Origin of the sequence: Nocardia sp. NPDC059236 (assembly GCF_042754085.1) — a bacterium.
Taxonomy (GTDB): Bacteria; Actinomycetota; Actinomycetes; order Mycobacteriales; family Mycobacteriaceae; genus Nocardia.
In genome coordinates this window covers 469,237-486,729 of sequence record NZ_JBHZAF010000004.1, presented here as the reverse complement: position 1 = coordinate 486,729, position 17,493 = coordinate 469,237, and the positions used below count along the sequence as shown (strand labels likewise).

Annotated in this window: 15 protein-coding genes and 1 tRNA gene; 7 read left to right on the top strand and 9 right to left on the bottom strand. The window is 66.8% G+C overall.

Annotation, left to right across the window (positions count from 1 at the left end):
- The first annotated feature begins 15 nt into the window (after positions 1-15).
- Positions 16-1,464, top strand: coding sequence for an ATP-binding protein (locus ACFXIV_RS14330; protein WP_379421261.1), 1,449 nt, complete (start codon positions 16-18; stop codon positions 1,462-1,464).
- Positions 1,465-1,510: 46 nt separating this feature from the next.
- Here the strand turns inward: ACFXIV_RS14330 and ACFXIV_RS14325 are convergent, their stop codons facing one another.
- Positions 1,511-1,693 (bottom strand): hypothetical protein, encoded by a 183-nt coding sequence (locus tag ACFXIV_RS14325; RefSeq protein ID WP_379399268.1) that lies wholly within the window; start codon positions 1,691-1,693, stop codon positions 1,511-1,513.
- Positions 1,694-2,072: 379 nt separating this feature from the next.
- Here ACFXIV_RS14325 and ACFXIV_RS14320 point away from each other — a divergent pair, with 379 nt between their 5' ends.
- Positions 2,073-3,875 (top strand): serine/threonine-protein kinase PknD, encoded by a 1,803-nt coding sequence (locus ACFXIV_RS14320; protein ID WP_379399269.1) that lies wholly within the window; start codon positions 2,073-2,075, stop codon positions 3,873-3,875.
- A 452-nt stretch (positions 3,876-4,327) separates the two neighbouring features.
- On the opposite strand, the gene ACFXIV_RS14315 is transcribed toward ACFXIV_RS14320, so the two are convergent.
- From ACFXIV_RS14315 to ACFXIV_RS14305, 3 genes are all read right to left on the bottom strand, one after another.
- The gene (locus ACFXIV_RS14315) at positions 4,328-6,235 is read right to left on the bottom strand and encodes a serine/threonine-protein kinase PknD (protein WP_379399270.1); all 1,908 of its coding nucleotides are present in this window, start codon (positions 6,233-6,235) and stop codon (positions 4,328-4,330) included.
- A gap of 312 nt (positions 6,236-6,547) precedes the next feature.
- Positions 6,548-6,709, bottom strand: coding sequence for a hypothetical protein (locus ACFXIV_RS14310; protein ID WP_379399271.1), 162 nt, complete (start codon positions 6,707-6,709; stop codon positions 6,548-6,550).
- A 618-nt stretch (positions 6,710-7,327) separates the two neighbouring features.
- A tRNA-Asn gene (locus tag ACFXIV_RS14305) sits at positions 7,328-7,400 on the bottom strand.
- Between the two features lie 176 nt (positions 7,401-7,576).
- Between ACFXIV_RS14305 and ACFXIV_RS14300 the strand changes: the two genes are divergently transcribed.
- Positions 7,577-7,822, top strand: a complete 246-nt coding sequence (locus ACFXIV_RS14300; RefSeq protein WP_354835413.1) for a hypothetical protein — start codon at positions 7,577-7,579, stop codon at positions 7,820-7,822.
- Between the two features lie 124 nt (positions 7,823-7,946).
- On the opposite strand, the gene dnaG is transcribed toward ACFXIV_RS14300, so the two are convergent.
- Entirely contained in the window at positions 7,947-9,863 is a 1,917-nt protein-coding gene (gene dnaG, locus ACFXIV_RS14295) for a DNA primase (protein ID WP_379399272.1), read from the bottom strand.
- A 147-nt stretch (positions 9,864-10,010) separates the two neighbouring features.
- Between dnaG and ACFXIV_RS14290 the strand changes: the two genes are divergently transcribed.
- The 3 genes from ACFXIV_RS14290 to ACFXIV_RS14280 are packed head-to-tail and all read left to right on the top strand — an operon-like array spanning position 10,011 to position 11,962.
- A complete protein-coding gene (locus tag ACFXIV_RS14290; RefSeq protein ID WP_379399273.1) occupies positions 10,011-10,703 on the top strand; it encodes an energy-coupling factor transporter transmembrane component T family protein in 693 nt (230 codons plus the stop codon).
- 33 nt (positions 10,704-10,736) lie between these two features.
- Complete coding sequence (locus ACFXIV_RS14285; protein ID WP_379399274.1) at positions 10,737-11,285, top strand: biotin transporter BioY; 549 nt, start codon at positions 10,737-10,739, stop codon at positions 11,283-11,285.
- Entirely contained in the window at positions 11,282-11,962 is a 681-nt protein-coding gene (locus ACFXIV_RS14280; RefSeq protein ID WP_379399275.1) for an energy-coupling factor ABC transporter ATP-binding protein, read from the top strand. Before ACFXIV_RS14285 ends, ACFXIV_RS14280 begins: the two co-directional genes overlap by 4 nt.
- A gap of 58 nt (positions 11,963-12,020) precedes the next feature.
- On the opposite strand, the gene ACFXIV_RS14275 is transcribed toward ACFXIV_RS14280, so the two are convergent.
- Genes ACFXIV_RS14275 through ACFXIV_RS14260 form a run of 4 tightly spaced genes read right to left on the bottom strand, consistent with a single transcriptional unit; the run spans position 12,021 to position 15,402 of the window.
- Complete coding sequence (locus ACFXIV_RS14275; RefSeq protein ID WP_379399276.1) at positions 12,021-12,749, bottom strand: hypothetical protein; 729 nt, start codon at positions 12,747-12,749, stop codon at positions 12,021-12,023.
- A 5-nt stretch (positions 12,750-12,754) separates the two neighbouring features.
- Positions 12,755-14,023 (bottom strand): deoxyguanosinetriphosphate triphosphohydrolase, encoded by a 1,269-nt coding sequence (locus tag ACFXIV_RS14270; RefSeq protein ID WP_379399277.1) that lies wholly within the window; start codon positions 14,021-14,023, stop codon positions 12,755-12,757.
- 3 nt (positions 14,024-14,026) lie between these two features.
- Positions 14,027-14,680, bottom strand: a complete 654-nt coding sequence (locus tag ACFXIV_RS14265; RefSeq protein ID WP_379399278.1) for a YdcF family protein — start codon at positions 14,678-14,680, stop codon at positions 14,027-14,029.
- A gap of 44 nt (positions 14,681-14,724) precedes the next feature.
- Entirely contained in the window at positions 14,725-15,402 is a 678-nt protein-coding gene (locus tag ACFXIV_RS14260) for an MBL fold metallo-hydrolase (protein WP_379399279.1), read from the bottom strand.
- Between the two features lie 78 nt (positions 15,403-15,480).
- Here ACFXIV_RS14260 and ACFXIV_RS14255 point away from each other — a divergent pair, with 78 nt between their 5' ends.
- Complete coding sequence (locus ACFXIV_RS14255) at positions 15,481-17,475, top strand: TPM domain-containing protein (RefSeq protein ID WP_379399280.1); 1,995 nt, start codon at positions 15,481-15,483, stop codon at positions 17,473-17,475.
- The last annotated feature ends 18 nt before the right edge of the window (positions 17,476-17,493 follow it).

The window sequence follows — 17,493 nt, the reverse complement described above, 5'->3', positions numbered from 1 at the left end:
TACAACTACCTAGGAGTGGTGGTGACGACGGGATTCGTCGGACGGAGAGTCGAGCTGGGACTTCTGCAGACTCGCGTGCAGCGAGTCACGGAGACCCGCATGGGCGTCGCCGTTGCCATCAGAGGGCGGCGGCAGGTCGGAAAATCACGGCTTGTCCAGGAGTTCTGCGATGCGGCCCAGGTGCCGTATATGTACTTCACCGCCACCAAGGGCATGCCCGTATCCGAATCGCTCGCGATGTTTCTGGCAGAGATGAAGGGCTCAGGGATCGCCCCTGATCCCGAGACCCTCCCCGAGAGCATCAGCGGGTGGCCCGACGCTTTCCGAGTGTTGGCGACCGCGCTGGGCGACACACCGACCATTGTTGTGATCGACGAATTGCCTTGGCTGGCAGAACAAGACGACGTCTTCGACGGCGCGCTGCAAACAGCGTGGAACAGACTGCTGCAGCAACGCCCGGTTCTGCTGCTTCTGCTGGGCAGCGACATTCACATGATGGAAAGGCTCACCGCCTACGACCGACCCTTCTACGGGCGAGCCGACAACCTCGTCCTCGATCCGCTCAACCCCGCCGAAGTCGGTCGCGCTCTCGGACTCGACGCGGCCGAAAGCATCGACGCGCATCTGATCACCGGCGGGCTGCCGGGCATCTTGCGCAGTTGGCCGCCCGGGCTGCCGCCACTCGAGTTCGTGCGACGCGAATGCAGCGACCCTGCCGCGCCGCTGTTCGGAGTGCCCGAGTCCACCCTCCTCGCCGAGTTTCCCGTTCCGGACCAGGCGCGGCGTGTTCTCGAAGCGATCGGCAGCGGAGAACGCACCCACGCCACCATCGCCGCTACGGCGGGCAGCCGCAGCGGCGCATTACCATCCGGAACGTTATCGCCTCTGCTACACCGCCTTTCGACGGATAAGCAAGTGTTGGCCGTGGACCAGCCACTGTCGGTCAAACCGGGAAAGCCGGCCCTCTACCGGGTTGCCGACAGCAACCTGCGGCTCTACCTCGCTACCCTGCGCTCGGTTCAAGACCTGGTTCGACGCGGGCGAAGCAACGCCGCCTACGAGCTGTTCGCACGGCGCTGGACCTCTTGGCGCGGAAAAGCTGTCGAACCCCTCGTGCGAGATGCGCTCGAACTCAGTGCGCTCGCGGGAGGACTGCAGTGGAAGGATGTCACCACTGTCGGCGGCTGGTGGAACCGCGCATTCAACCCCGAGATCGACATCGTCGGCGCCGACCGCTCCCCCATCGCCAATCGAGTGATCTTCACCGGATCGATCAAGTGGCTCGGCACCCCGTTCGACCACCACGACCTCGCCGAACTCACCCGCGGAATCGCCAGCATTCCAGGCTTCGAGCCGCACGAAACAGCGTTGGTCGTCGTATCCCTGGCCGGTATCGAGCAAACTCTCACCGACACCGTCGATCTGGTATGGAACGCCGCCGACGTGCTCTCGGCATGGAGTTGAGGTAGCCGAAGAGCCGGCTGCCGCTACACCTCGGCGTAGACGGTGTTCAGGTCATCTCGGGGCCGACACCACCGAGCGGCCATGACAGCGGCCCGGGCTCGGCATGCAGTTGGACCCAGAGCATGAGCAGGGCGAACTGTAATGCGTCCATCGAATCGACGCCTGACGCGACATTCTCGCTCGGCGTCTCGTCGATTCCGCCTTTCAAGCGCTTCGCGTACCAGTCCAATACAACCTTCTTGCACTGGACCATCTTTGATGAATCGTCGATGAACCGAGCGCGATTAAATCAGATACTGCGCAATCCAACGTTCGGCCCAGCGAACGTCGCCCGGTTGGTCGTATGGCTCAGAGGTACGCTGAATTTGCGACAGGTTTGTTGGCGGATTTCTGGGCACGATCCGCGTACTCGCACCGGTGGCGGGGCAGTGCCCGACCGCGTACTTGCCAGCATGAGCATGGCTGGGAAATTCGCGCGCCGACGATAACGCCAACTCTCGACTGTCTGGCCTGGCTAAATCAACTAGTGTGGGCTACCCGCTGGCAGGCGGGGGTTGGAATGCAAGCAAGTACACCGATTGCCAGTCGGGTGGTCACGGGACGGCGCAATGGATGACAAGTCAGCGCGTGGCGTGGACGCCACCTGGGGGCCGGCGGAGACGTTCGGACGCTATCGGCTGCTCTCGCTGCTGGGTCAGGGCGGCATGGGCCAGGTGTGGCGGGCGCATGATTCGCTGACCAACCGGGTGGTGGCGCTCAAGGTGTTGCCCGAGCGCTTCGCCGATGACGAGCGGCTGCGCGAGCGCTTCCGCCGGGAGTGCCGGGCGGTGGCACAGTTGACCGAGCCGCATGTGATCCCCATCCACGACTTCGGCGACATCGACGGTCGGCTCTATCTGAATATGCGGTTGATCGAGGGCACCGATCTGCGCAAGGTGATCACGCGAGAAGGGGCCTTGTCGCCGCAGCGGGCAGTGGCGATCATCACGCAGGTGGCCGGCGCGCTGCAGGCGGCCCACGACGTCGGTGTGGTCCACCGCGATGTCAAACCCACCAACATCCTGCTAGGGGCGGATGAGTTCGCCTCCCTGATCGACTTCGGGATCGCCCACGCCGCGGACGACCGTACGCTGACCGCGATCGGCGAGACCATCGGCACCGTCGCCTACATGGCGCCGGAGGAGATCAGCGCGGAGGTCAAGGCCGATGCCCGGGTGGACGTGTACGCGTTGACGTGCGTTCTGTACGAGTGCCTGACCGGCCAGCCGCCGTTTGCGAGCGAATTGGGGATGCAGGGTGTGATAGCCCATCACCTGCACACCCCACCCCCGCGTCCCAGCACCACTACACCCGATGTACCAACTGCGTTCGATGCGGTCATCGCCAAGGGAATGGCCAAAAATCCCGACGATCGTTACCAGACCGTGCGCGAGCTGGCCGCAGCGGCCCGCGCCGCGGTGGGCGATTCCGCGGTCAGAACCACCGGGGGCGTGGCCGCGCGCCATGGGCGGCGAATCAGATTGTCGCCCAAGACCGCCGGGCTGCTCGCGGCCGCGGTCGCGGTTGCGGTGGTGGCCGCCGTAGCTGTCGTCATCAGTGTCCAACGAGAATCAGGCGGCGGTGGCAACTCGCCGACATCTATCGCCCCGGCCTACTCACCACAGACTCCACTGCCGTTCACCGGCGTCAGCCTGCCCACCGGTGTGGCGGTCGACGCGGCCGGCAACGTATACGTCACTGACATGGGTAACGATCGGGTGGTGAAATTGGCGGCGGACGCGTCGACGCCGAGCCCGTTGCCGTTCACCGGCCTGAAGAATCCCCAGGGTGTGGCGGTCGACACGGCGGGCAACATATACGTCACCGACACGAGTAACAATCGGGTGGTGAGGCTGGCGGCGGGCGCGTCAGCACCGACCACGCTGCCGTTCACCGGGCTCAAAGATCCCCGGGGTGTGGCAGTCGACACGGCGGGAGACGTGTACGTCGCCGATCGGGCCAACGATCGGGTGGTGAGCTTGGCGGCGGGCGCGTCGGCACCGACGACGCTACCGTTCACGGGGCTCCAAGATCCCCATGGTGTGGCGGTCGATACGGCGGGCAACGTATACGTCACCGAATTGGGTACCGAGCGGGTGATGAGGTTGGCGGCGGGCGCGTCAGCACCGACCACGCTGCCGTTCACCGGGCTCAAAGATCCCCGGGGTGTGGCGGTCGACAGGGCGGGAGACGTGTATGTCGTCGACTTTGGTAACGAATCGGTGGCGAGGTTGGCGGCGGGCGCGTCGACGCCGACCCGGTTGCCGTTCACCGGGCTCAAGGATCCCCAGGGTATGGCGGTCGACACGGCGGACAACGTATACGTCACCGACCTGGGCCCCAATGCGGTGGTGAAACTCCCGGTCGGCTGAACCCTCATTCCGCGTACTTGGGTTCCAGCTAGTTCTGGTACGCACGGTGTTGATGATGAAAAGCGTTCTCGCGGTTTGTAACTGACAGCTGGCCACAGCCGGTATAGCTACCTGTGGTTCATACGTTGATGATGATTGCAGACCGTAGGTGTCAGAACTCCTGCTGCGTACTCCGCGCCGCCGCCCTGCGCCGCAATGCCTCCTGGCATAAACGTTTCGGCAGATACGCCGTCCTGTTCCCTTTCTCTGGTGCCATATCCCTTGGACGACAATAATTCTCGCGCACGATGCAAACGGTCGACATGCCCGATGGTCATCGTGCGATCCCACCTGGCCTTGGTCGGACACGGAAACTCCTCGATAACGACCAGCCCGTCCCCCACCACTGCCTACAAAATCGCGGCCGTCGTGATCCTCGGGAACGGTGGGGAGCATGGGAGCGGCTACCGACTTCACCGTGACGCGTTGGCCGGCAACTTCATAACCCAGTTCTTGGTGCTATCTGTGATGAATACGTTCCCGGCCACGTCGGTCGTGACGCCAGCCGGCGTACCAAGACCGGTGAGAGGCAGCACGGCCTGGGCGTCGGACCCCGCGGCTAGCTTCAGTACCCGCTGGTTCATCCAGTCGGTAACGAACACGTTGCCTTGGGCATCCACCGACAGGCCGACCGGGAAGTTGATGCCAGAAAAGGGCACCGTCGTTTGGGATGGCGACCCGACGGGCAATGTCAACACCCTGTTGTTATTGGAGTCTGCTACAAAAACGTCACCCGCAACGCTCACGCCAACGCCGTGGGGGTAATTGAGCCCCGAGAAGGGCAGCACGTTTGGAGTCGCGGACCCAGCGGGCAACTCCAACACTCGGTTATTTTCGTCGGTGACGAACAGGTCCCCGTGGGCGTTCACGGCCAACTCGATCGGGACATAGAGTCCGGTGATCGGCAGAACTACCTGCTTGTCGGACCCTGCGGGCATCTCGACTACCCGCTGGCCATTTAGGTCGGCAACAAACACGTCCCCGCGGGTGTTCACTGCCAAGCCGACGGGGTTACCTAGGCCGGTGAAGGGCAGCACGACCTGGGTCTGCGATCCCGCATTCAGCTTCAGCACGCGGTTGTTTCCGCTGTCGGTGACAAAAAGGTCGCCGGCGCTGTCCACGGCCACACCGTGGGGTCCGTTGAGCCCGGTGAACGGCAGTATTGTCATTACCTGGGTCGGGGTCGGCGTCGAGGGGGTGACGCTCGGTGAAGTTCTGTGCACTTTGTATGCGACCACCACGGCAGCGGCCGCTGTCAGTGCCGAGAGGATTACCGCCGTCCACAGGGTCGAGGTTCGGCGCCACCGAGGAGGCTGAGCCTTGTCGATCGGGGCGTGTTGGATTGGTGAGGGAGTGGGAGCAAACCATGCGGGGGACGGTCCGCCGAGGCCGGTGGTCGGTGGCCGGGGTGGGCGCTGCGTCTTCTCGACGATGGTGCTGGCCTGGTTGCCTTCGAGGATGGTGGCTGCCATGTGCCGGTCGGTGTCCGTCAGTGCGTCGTTTGCGGCGCGGGCCAGATCTCCGGCGCTGGGATAGCGGGCGGCCGGATCTTTCGCCATGCCGCAGGCGATGACGGAGTCGAATGCCGTGGGGGTTCCCACGTGGACCTCGCTCGGGCGGGGGATCGGGTCGAACAGGTGGGCGGTGATGACGACCTGGACGCTGTCGCCGGGGTAGGGGCGGGTAGCGGTCAGGCATTCGTGGAGTACGCAGGCGAGGGAGTAGATGTCGGCGCGGTAGGTGATTTCGCCTTCCCTGAACCGTTCGGGAGCCATGTAGGCACAGGTTCCGACAGCGGTGGCCGCGCTGGTCAGTCCGGTGCTGGTGGTGGAGTGAGCGATGCCGAAGTCGACGAGATAGGCGAAGTCGTGGGCGGCGATGAGGATGTTGGCGGGTTTGATATCGCGGTGGATCAGTCCCTCGGCGTGGGCGGCGTCCAGGGCGGCGGCGATTTGGCTGATGATGGCCACCGCGCGGGCCGGGGCCATCGGGCCGTGCCGGGTCAGCAGACTACCGAGGTCGCCACCTTCGACGAGCCGCATGTCGATGTACAGAAGCCCATCGATTTCGCCGTAGTCGTGGATCGGGACGATGTGGGGTTCGCGCAGGCGTGCGGCGGTCTGCGATTCACGGCGGAACCGTTCGCGGTAGCGGGTGTCGGTGGCCAGATGTTCGGGCAGCAGTTTGAGGGCCACGATGCGGTCCTTGGTGGTGTCGTAGGCCTCGTAGACTTCGCCCATGCCGCCGCGGCCGAGCAGTCTTCTCAGCTGGTAGTGCCCGAAGATGGTGCCTACCCGCGAGTCCGGCGCTGGCTGGCTCACCCGCATGCCCCTCTCGGAAGGTTGCACGGACCTCACCGATTTCCTGCGATACCCGACCCTAAACCGCCACCGTTGCTCCGTCGACAGGGCCAGCTCGAATCGTTGGCGGACGCGTCTTGCCGTTCCCGGTAAACCTGGGTGGAAGCGCCGGCAGCGGCTACCGGTCAATGGTTGTTCGAAGAAACAAGTTCTGGCAATGCCCGCGGGTGCCCGGGGCGGTGACGAAGGAGTTGCCAGCAGCGCCTGTTCGTCCAGCACCGCGTCGAAGCTCTTGCGCGGCACCCCAGGATGTGGGTGCCGATTGCGCCCGATTCAGATCTTGATGTCGGCCAACTTGGCGAAATGGGTCAGGGTGTCTGTGCTGCGCCGGGCCCGGGCGAGGACTCGGATGGTCTCGTGGACCAGAGGATGGTTGCGGGTCAGTTCTGGGGCGATGCTGCGTGCTTGTTCGATCTGACGTGACAACGGCAGCACGGATCGGTAGAAAACCTTGGGGTGCAGCGGTTTTGGTCGACAGCTGATCTACCAGGAGGCTTCGACATTCACTGAATCGAAGGCCCTCCTATCGCTACGACGGGTGATCAGTCCCCTGATCTCCGCTTCCCGCTTGCGGTTTGGCCGAAGAAGAAGCCCAGGATGAGGCGCAACATGTTGATGATGAAGATCTATCTCGGCGTTTACATTGAATAGCTGACGCCAGCTGCCATCTCCACCTGCGGTTTTCGCGCTGAAATTTGCTACCTAAAGCGAGGCAGAGGCAGCACTGCTGCGCACGCCTTGCGTATCTGTGAGTGATCTTGCGGCAATGTTGAGTCCTACCCCGGCGCTCAGTCCGAGGTCGTCACGCGTCAGGCGTCCACTGAACCGTCGACCCGGGGCAACCTCATTTCGGTACGGGTGCGCCGTTCCGCGAGGACAACGTTCGCCTTTTCGATGAGTTCGGCACGTTCCTGGCCCCGACGACACCGGGCAAGATCAGGATGCGAGCGGACGTGCTCGGCGTTTCTGGACACTTTCAGGACAATCAGCTGATCCAGGTACGAATTCGGCCCCTGACCGGTGAATTCTCACACTGGTCAGGGGCCGTTTCGGCTCCCCCATCTGGACTCGAACCAGAAACCTGCCGATTAACAGTCGGCTGCTCTGCCAATTGAGCTATAGGGGATTGTTTCCCTGGCTGACCCTCTCGGACCGGCCGGGGAAAACTTTAGCGTATCGGTTGTACAGTTCCCAAATCGCGGCTCTACCTGCGGGGATGTGGGTGGGGTGCCGGATCGACAGGTGGGGGTGGGGTCGGGCAGGATATGGGGGCAGGCTGGTCTATGGGAGGAGCTTCTCGGGATGCTGCGGTTGATCATCGGTGTTGCGGCCGGGTATGTGCTGGGCGCTAAGGCCGGGCGGGCTCGGTATGAGCAGATCAGTAAGACGACCCGCGCGATCAGCGAGAGCCCTGTCACGCGGAAGGTCGTGATGATGGGGCGGCAGAAGCTCGCGGACAAGCTGAGCACCCAGCCGAAGCTGGAACCGATGGTGCCGCTGGACGAGCGCACCACCATTCTCGTGCCGCAGGATCAACTGCGGCGCTGAGGGATTGGGGCGTTGCCCCACCCAGCTGAGATTCGAACCGGGAGCCTGCCGACCCAGAGTCGGCAGGCTTGTCAGCGCACCCTGAAGGGCACCGGCGGCGGGCTTCGCCGCCTGCCAGCGGGGGTCAGCTGCCTACGGCGAAGTCGCCCGAGTTGCCCATGGCCTGGGTCAGCAGGCTCTTCCGGTACTGCTCCAGGGCGACCAGGTCGCCGAACAGGGCCATGTAGCCGTCGGGCTGTTCGGTCGAGGAGATGCGCTGGAGTTTGGACTTCAGTTCGGCGATCTGACGGCCGACCCAGGACTCCTGCGTGCGGGCCAGGACGCCGGTGACGAAGCGGGGGATGTCCTCGGCGGACTTCACCGGGAGGGGCTCGGCGGCCAGTTCGGAGACCAGCGCCCGCAGGGTGAGGTCTTCGGTGTTGTCGGCGACCGTGGCGACCCATTCCGCGCCGGCCAGACCGCTGGCGGTGCCACCGGCCTCGGCGATGGCGGCGCGGACCGCGATGTAGGCGGGCTGCGTGAAGGCTTCCGGCTCCAGGGCATCGAAGACGGGGCCCGCGAAGGCGGGGTATTGCAGTGCGGCGGCCAGGGTTTGACGCTGCGGGAGCAAAGTCGGGTCGTGGGGGTTGGGGCGGGCGGCGGGGTGCTCGGTGACCTCTTGGCGCGCTTGGCGTTCGGGGATGCCGGGTTTGGCGCCGGTGCGGGCGCCCTTGCGGGCTTCATCGCCGACGCGGCGTACGACCTGCTGGATGTCGTCCCAGCCGACCCAGCCGGCCAGTTTGGTGGCGTACGCCTTGCGGAGGGCGAAGTCCTTGATCTGGGAGACGACGGGGACGGCGCGACGCAGCGCCTCGACCTGCCCCTCGGGGGAATCCAGATTGTGTTCGGCGAGCAGGCCGCGGATGACGAACTCGTACAACGGGACTCGGCGGGCGACCAGGTCACGGACCGCGCCGTCGCCATTGCGCTGGCGGAGTTCGCAGGGGTCGAGGCCGTCTGGGGCCACGGCGATGTAGGTCTGGCCGGCCAGTTTCTGGTCGCCGGAGAAGGCCTTCAGGGCGGCGGCCTGGCCCGCCTCGTCGCCGTCGAAGGTGTAGATGATCTCGCCGCGCCAGAAATTGTCGTCCATGAGCAGGCGGCGCAGGATGGCGAGGTGCTCGTCGCCGAAGGCGGTGCCGCAGGAGGCGACAGCGGTCTTGACGCCCGCCATATGCATGGCCATGACGTCGGTGTAGCCCTCGACGACGACGGCCTGGTGACCCTTGGCGATCTCGCGCTTGGCATGGTCGAGGCCGAACAGCACCTGAGACTTCTTGTACAGCAACGTTTCCGAGGTGTTGATGTACTTGGCGGTCATGGTGTCGTCGTCGTACAGCCGGCGGGCGCCGAAGCCGATGACCTCACCGCCGAGATTGCGGATGGGCCACAGCAGGCGGCGGTTGAAACGGTCCATGGGCCCGCGCTGGCCCTGCTTGGACAGACCCGCTGCCTCCAGCTCCTTGAAGTCGAAACCCTTGCGCAGCAGGTGTTTCGTGAGCGTGTCCCAGCCGCCGGGGGCGTAGCCGCAGCCGAACTGGCGGGCGGCGTTGTGGTCGAAGTTGCGGTCGGTGAGGTACTTGCGCGCCGCTTCCGCGCCGGGCTCGCCGAGCTGGGAAACGTAGAACTCGTGCGCGGCGGCATTGGCGGCGACCAGGCGGGAGCGGGTGCCGCGGTCGCGCTGCACCGAGGTGCCGCCACCCTCGTAGTTGATCTTGTAGCCGATGCGGTCGGCCAGCTGCTCGACCGCCTCGACGAAACCGACGTGCTCGATCTTCTGCAGGAAGGCGAAAGCGTCGCCGCCCTCACCGCAGCCGAAGCAGTGGAAGACGCCGTGATTGGGGCGCACGTGGAAGGACGGGGACTTCTCGTCGTGGAAGGGGCACAGGCCCTTCATGGAGTCGGCGCCGGCGCGCTTGAGAGTGACGTACTCACCCACGACATCCTCGATCCGGACACGTTCACGAATCGCCGCGATATCGCGGTCCGGAAGTCGGCCTGCCACGGAGCGAGTCTAGCGCTCCCCCGCCTCCGCGCGATTCGGCGCACAGCACAGAACAGCAGCCCTCCCCGACCCGTTCCCGTCGTGGATCGTCGGGAACGTGACGACTGATCTCGTTGCGAGGAGGGTAACTCGCCGGGGACGTCCGAGATGGGTTCGGCACTCGACCGCCGGCACGCCTCCGCGACGGTCAGCGGCTCGCTGCTGTGCGCCGAATCGCGGAGAGGCGGGGGAGACTGCGAGGATCTATCGGTGCTCAGCCTCTATCACGACGCCCGGACGCCGGTGCATGCCGTGCCCGCCGGGGTGAAGGTGCTGGTGCTGGCGGTCGCGGGGACGGCGTTGTTCTTCGTACCGTCGGTCGTGTGGGTGGGGGTCGCGCTGGCGGTGGTGCTGGGTTTGTATGCGGTCGCGCGGATTCCGTGGCGGACGACCGGGCGGCAGGTACTCGGGCTGGCACCGTTTCTGGCGTTGATCGTGGTCGCGCAGGTGCTCTTCACCGGCTGGTACACCGCCATCCTGGTCGGCGAGCGACTGCTCACGCTGGTCCTGCTGGCCAATCTGGTGACACTCACCACACGTACGTCGGCCATGGTCGAGACCATCGAGCGGGCGCTCGGTCCGCTCCGGCCGCTGGGCGTCCGCCCCGAGCGCGTGGGCCTGCTGGTCGCCATGACCATCCGATTCATCCCCGTCATCCGTGACCAGGCCGAACTCGTGCGCTCGGCGCAACGCGCCCGCGGCATCGAGCGCAGCACAGTCTTCCTGGTTCCGCTACTGATCCGCACACTCCGCATGGCCGACGGGGTCGGCGAGGCGCTGGACGCCCGCGGCCTGGACTGAAGGGTCCGAACCGCGGCCATTTAGGATGCCTCGGTGCGTAGTAGGGATTTGGCGCAGATCGCGCTGTTCGCGGCAATCATGGTGGTGTTGGGATTCTTCCCGCTCATTCAGCTACCGGGAGCCTTCGCGCCGTTCACTTCGCAAACCCTGGGCGTCATCCTGGCCGGGTCGATTCTGGGCGCCAAGCGCGGTGCGCTGGCCATCCTGCTGTTCGATGTGCTGGTCTTCGCCGGCCTGCCGGTGCTGCCGGGCGGACGCGGCGGGCTGTCGGTGATCATGGGCCCGACGGGTGGCTTCGTGATCGCCTATCCGATCGGCGCATTGGTGATCGGACTGCTCACCGAACGCCTGTGGCGGTACTACAACCTGCCCATCGCCCTGCTGATCAACTTCCTGGGCGGCGCGATCGTGCTGTACGTCATCGGCATTCCGTGGATGGCCGCCGCCGCGCACATCTCGCTGGGCAAAGCGATCACCACCTCGGTGGCGTTCCTGCCCGGCGACGTGTTCAAGACCGTGGTCGGCTCGCTGGCCGCGGTGGCGGTCCGCAAGGCGTATCCGATGATTCCGGCGCGGGCATGATCGAACTCGACGGCGTCTCGCATCGATTCGGGGAGCGCGCGGTGCTGCGCGACCTCGATCTGCGCCTGAGCGAGAACCGGATTGCCGTCATCGGCTCCAACGGGTCCGGCAAGTCCACGTTCGCGCGATTGCTCAACGGGCTGCAGGTGCCCACCGACGGGCGGGTGCGGGTCGACGGGCTCGATACCCGCAAGCAGGGCAGGGCCGTTCGCAAACTGGTCGGATTCGTCTTCCAGGATCCGGATGTGCAGATCGTCATGCCGACCGTCGCCGAGGATCTGGCCTTCGGGCTCAAGCACCACGGCGTCGCCAAATCCGAGATCCCGGACCGCGTCGGCGCGACCCTGGCCGAATATGGCCTCACCGAATTCCGCGACCACCCGGCGCATTTGCTCAGCGGCGGGCAGAAGCAGCTGCTCGCGATCGCCGCGGTGCTGTCGGTGGGACCGAAGTACGTCGTGTTCGACGAGCCCACCACGCTGCTCGACCTGCGCAACACCCGCCGCATCTCCCGTCTGCTGCACGAACTTCCGCAGCAGCTGATCGTGGTCTCACACGATCTGGACCTGCTCGCCGACTTCGACCGGGTGCTGGTCTTCGACGAGGGCCGCATCGTGGCCGACGGCCCGCCGGGCGAATGCATCGCGCACTATGTGGCCATGCACGCCGCGAACTGATCAGCGGGACCTCCCGATTCGGAGCCGACGCGGACGCGCGCCCCACGATGGGTCGGTCTCACTCCTCGCGCCCGAACAGATGCCGCCGCACGTGGGCATTGAGCCGTTGCCCCGGCCGCGAATTGAACGCCATGTGCACACTCACCCGCGGAATCTCCCCCTGCACCGGTGTCACCCGATGCCGTGATCGCCGCCCCGCGTGCAGCACCAATGTCCCCGGCACGGTCGGCAGCATCTTCACCATGTGCCGGTGCCGCATGGGCAGCCCGCCCCCGCGCTCGATGAAAGCCCCGGGCAGCGGAATGTATTCGAGCGCCCCGCCCCGCTCCGGCGCGACGATGTGCAGCATCACGGTGTAATCGGACATGTCGTAGTGCCAGTCCTGCGCATCCCCGTTCTCGTGGATCTGCACCGTCATGGCCCCCAGCTCGTCGGCAGAGCGGTACGCCTGCTCCCCCACCAGGTGGGACACGAACGCCCGCAATGGTTCCCAGTGGTAGAGCGCCTTCAGCGGCGAGGAATCCGGAATCCGATCGCACGCGACCGTGTACTCGAACCGCATGGCGTCGCCCAGCCCGTCGGAGAGCACATCCGCGGCCATCTCGGTCACCGCGGCGGGGCGCAGGAATTCGGGCAGCACAGTGACACCGCTGACCAGGAAGTCCGCCTGCGCCCGCTCGATCACCTCGCGCAGCCGTGCCACCGACCTCCGGTCCAGCGGGTACCGATCCAGGTCGACTATGCCGTCCACCTCGCGGGTCATCGCGCCCCCTGCCGCCGGTTCCACCGGATTCAGGGTATCGCGGCGGCGACCCGTTCCAGGCGGCTCTCGGTGTAGGACGCGATCTGGTCGACGATCACCCGCACCCGCGCGGTGTCGTCGCCGGCCGCCTCCCACCACGGCAGCAGCAGCCGGTCCAGCCCGTGCGGGGCGGCTTCCAGCAGCCGGTTGGCGACCAGCAGGATGCGCTCGCGCTGCCCGGCCTGGCGCACCCGGTGGATAGGGTCGGAGAGCACGTAGCGCAGCGCCATGGTCTTGAGCACCGCGACCTCGGCGGCCGCGATTCGCGGCACCTCCAGATCGGCGGTGTAGCGCGACAATTGGCGGCCGCCCCAGGCGGCGCGGGTGGCCTCGACCGCAGCGGTGGCGAAACGGCCCACCAGGTCGCTGGTCAGCCGTTTCAGCGCCACGGAGGCGCGCAGGGAGCCGTCGTATTCGGCGGCGGCGGAGACCACCGGCATCTCCGAGAGCCGCTGCGCGGCGGCGACCAGCTCCTCCAGCACCAGCGAAGGATGCTGGCGCGCACCGAGTTCCGCGAGCGCGACCTGTTCGACCGGGTCGGCCAGCGCCCGCAGATCGATGCGGCCCACGATCACCCCGTCCTCGACATCGTGCACCGAGTACGCGACATCGTCGGACCAGTCCATGATCTGCGATTCCAGGCACTGGCGGCGATCCGGCGCGCCCTTGCGGACCCAGTCCAAGCGGTCCATGTCGACGCCGTACGCGCCGAACTTGGAGCGGGGACCCGTTCTGCCCCAGGGGTATTTGATGACGGCATCCAGCGCGGCCCGGGTCGGGTTGAGCCCGAAGCTGACGCCCTGATCGTCGATGACCTTCGGCTCCAGCCGGGTGAGGATGCGCAGGTTCTGCGCATTGCCCTCGAAACCGCCGTGTGCGTCGGCGAATTGGTCGAGCGCCTGCTCGCCATTGTGGCCGTAGGGCGGATGCCCGATGTCGTGCGCCATCCCGGCCAGATCCACCAGATCGGGATCACAGCCCAGGCTGTCGGCGATGCTGCGGCCGATCTGGGCGACCTCCAGCGAATGGGTCAGCCGCGTGCGCGGGGTGTCCCCGTCGCGCGGACCCATCACCTGCGTCTTGTCCGCCAGCCGTCGCAGCGCCGCGGAATGCAGCACCCGCGCCCGATCCCGCGCGAATTCGCTGCGCCGGGCCGGGCACGGCGACCAGCTCAGTCCCGCGGTCCGCTCGGTTTCGGGCACCATGCGCTCCCGATCGGCCTCGGAGTACACACTGTCATAGTCGATACGTGCGTTCATCGCTCACTGATCCGCCGTGTATTTGAAATCCGCCGAGAAATGGGTCAGCTGGTACCAGAGCAGGGCGAAGGTCTCCCGGAAGATGCCGTGCGCCTGCGATTCCCGGGTGTACACCGCCGGGCCGGTGCGGGTGGGCGCGGTCCAGGCGGCCAGCCCGGCATCACGCATCATGGTGCGGGTGCGCAGCGAATGCCAGGGGTCGCTGACCAGCACCACCGACGACTTGCCGCGCGCCCGTAGCGCTCTCGACACCGCCTCCACGCTCTGCAGGGTGTCGGAACCGGTTTCGACGGCCAGGATCCGATCCTCCGGCACGCCACGGTCTTTCAGATAGTTCTTGCCCGACGCCGCCTCGGTGTAGTTGTCACCGACCTGTTTGCCGCCCACGGTGACGATCATGGGCGCGATCTGCTTGCGGAACAGCTTGTACGCCTGGTCCAGTCGCGCCTCGAACACCGACGACGGCGTGCCGTCGTATTGAGCCGCGCCCAGCACCACGATGGCGTCGGCGGGCGTGTAGTCGTCGATGCGGGCCACCTGCCAGACCCGCACGGCGGTACCGCCCACCACCAGGACGCTCATGAGCAACGAACCGATGAGCAGTCGCCGGACCCAGCGCAGCACACCGTGTCCGCCCGGGGGGTTGACGGAGGTCATGTCCCGGACCAGACGGTCCGGTTCGATCGGACGGTTCCGGAGTTTCACCAACCGCGTCGCCGCCACTCGGGCAACTGCGGGCGCTCCACTCCGAGGGTGGTGTCGTCGCCGTGGCCCGGGTACACCGCGGTGTCGTCCGGGTAGCGGCCGAAGAGTTTGGTCTCGACATCGCCGAGCAGCGAGGTGAACTGCTCCGGTGAGAGGGTGCGGCCGACGCCGCCCGGGAACAGCGAATCCCCGGAGAAGATGTGCGTGCGGCCGGCACCGTCGGTGAGCGCCAGCGCGACCGAGCCGGGCGTGTGCCCGCGCAGGTGGATGGCTTCCAGCTCCAGCTCACCGACCTGGAACCGGTCGCCGTCCGAGAGCAGCCGGGCCGGGGTGACGGGCAGCGGGTCGGCGTCCAGCGCGTGGGCGGCGGTGGGAGTCTCGGTCGCCTTCACGACATCCGGCAGCGCCATCCAGTGGTCCCGGTGCTGATGCGTGGTGACGATGAGTTCCACCCGGCCCGGCGCCTCCTGGCCGATGAGCTCGAGAATCCGGTCCGCCTCATTGGCGGCATCGATGAGCAGCGTCGCGCCGGTGGCGGCGCACTGCACCAGATAGGTGTTGTTGTCCATGGCGCCCACCGACATTTTCACGATGCGCGCACCCGGCACCTCGCGCTGCTGCGGGTTGGAGCCGGGCGAGACGTGTCCCGTGTAGGGCGAATCGATCGTGATCACTCCCCGATCGTAGTCATGGCCCTCGACACAGGGTGCAGAAGAAACCGACCCTCAGTGTTCCAGAGTTAGATTCGGAGCATGCGGCTATCGAAGCAGCTGTTCCTCCTCGTGATCGGCTTGCTCCTGGCCTCGGCCCTCGTCGGCGGGCGGGCCGCACCGGCCACGGCCGACGCGCCGCTGCGGTTGCCCGGCTATGTGACCGACAATGCCGGCGCGCTCGATCCGGGGCAGGCCGCGGAACTGCAGCAGGCCATCGACTCCCTGTATTCGCGCGACCACGAGCGGCTGTGGGTCGTCTACGTGCGCAATTTCAATGGGATGGACACACATTCGTGGGGTGAGCAGACCGCGCGGCTGTCCGGGTTCGGGGATCGGGACGTGCTGCTGTCGGTGGCCGTGGACGATCGGGCCTACGCGTTCACCGGGACCCTGCCCAAGTCGGTCAGCGACAAGGACCTGGACAAGCTGCTGATCGACCAGGTCGAACCCAAACTGCGGGCCGGGGATTGGGCCGGGGCCGGGCTGGCCACGGCGAGCGGGCTGTCACACGCCATGAGCGGGTCCGGCGTTGTCGGTCTCGGGCCGCTGCTGATCCTGGCGCTGGTGGTGGTGCTGGCGGTGCTCGGTGTATGGCTGTGGTCACGGCGGCGAAAGACGCGGCGCGGACGGTCGGTGATGGAGTCGGCTCGCAAGACCGATCCGACCGATACCGTGGCCTTGGAAGCCCTCCCCCTCGTGGTCCTGGACGCGCTGTCCAAGGAAACCCTCGTCGACACCGACAACGCCATTCGCACCAGCACCGAGGAATTACGGCTGGCCACCGACGAATTCGGGAGCACCGCCACCGCACCGTTCACCGCGGCGCTCACGGGCGCGAAGAACGCGCTGGCCAAGGCCTTCTCGATTCGCCAGCAACTCGACGACGACATTCCCGAGACGCCCGACCAGCAGCAGCGCATGCTGGTCGAGCTGATCAGCAGCTGCGGCAACGCGAATGGGAAACTCGACGCCAAGGTCGGCGAATTCGACGCCATGCGCGATCTGCTCATCAATGCCGGGGAGCGGCTGGACGCGCTGACCCGGGCCATGGTGGAACTGACCGCGCGGCTGCCGAAATCGCAGACCACGCTCGCTCAGCTGGTGGCCGACCACCCGGCCTCGGTGCTCGCGCCCATCCGCGACAACGTGGGCATGGCGCAGGAGCGAATCGGCTTCGCGGAGCGGACGATCGAGGACGGCCGGGCCGCGGTCGCCAAACCCGTCGGCCAGCAGGGCGCGGCGGTCGCGGACATCCGTACCGCCGAATCCGCCGTGGACGCCGCGCGCACGCTGCTCGACGCGGTCGACACCGCCGCCACCGATATCGACCAGGCCCGCGCCGGATTGCCCGCGATCATCGAGGAACTGCGCCGTGACCTCGCCACCGCGTCCGGACTCTCCGAGCACGGCGGGACCGAATTGCCCAGCGCCACAGCGGCTGCCCGCACCGCGCTGGATCAGGCCACCGCCGACGCCGCCGCCAACCCGCTCGGTGTCTTCCGGCAGGCCATCGCCGCCGACACCGCCCTCGATCAGGCCATCGCGTCCGCCACCGACCGCAAGCGGGCCGCCGACGACCTGCGCCGCCGCCTCGACCAGACCCTCACGGCCGCCCGCAGCCAGGTCAATGCCGCGGCCGACTTCATCAGCACCCGCCGCGGCGGCGTGGACGCCGAACCCCGTACCCGCCTCGCCGAGGCCCAGCGCAGCCTCGAGCAGGCCGAGCAACTCGCACCCGCCGACCCTGATCTCGCACTGCAATCCGCCCAGCGCGCAGCCGAACTCGGCGCCCGCGCCCTCCACACCGCCCAGGCCGCCGTCCGCGACTGGCAGGCCCAGCAGCAGCGCGTCACCTCCGGCTCCCAAACCGGCGCCATCCTCGGCGGCATCCTCATCGACGGCATGCTCCGCGGCATGGGCAACGAATACCGCCGCGGCGGCGGAGGTTTCGGCGGCGGAGGCAGCAGCTACGGCCCCGGCTCCTTCGGCGGCTCCGACGGCTCCCGCCGCATCAGCCGCGGCGGGAGGTTCTGAGGTCTGCCCGGACAACGG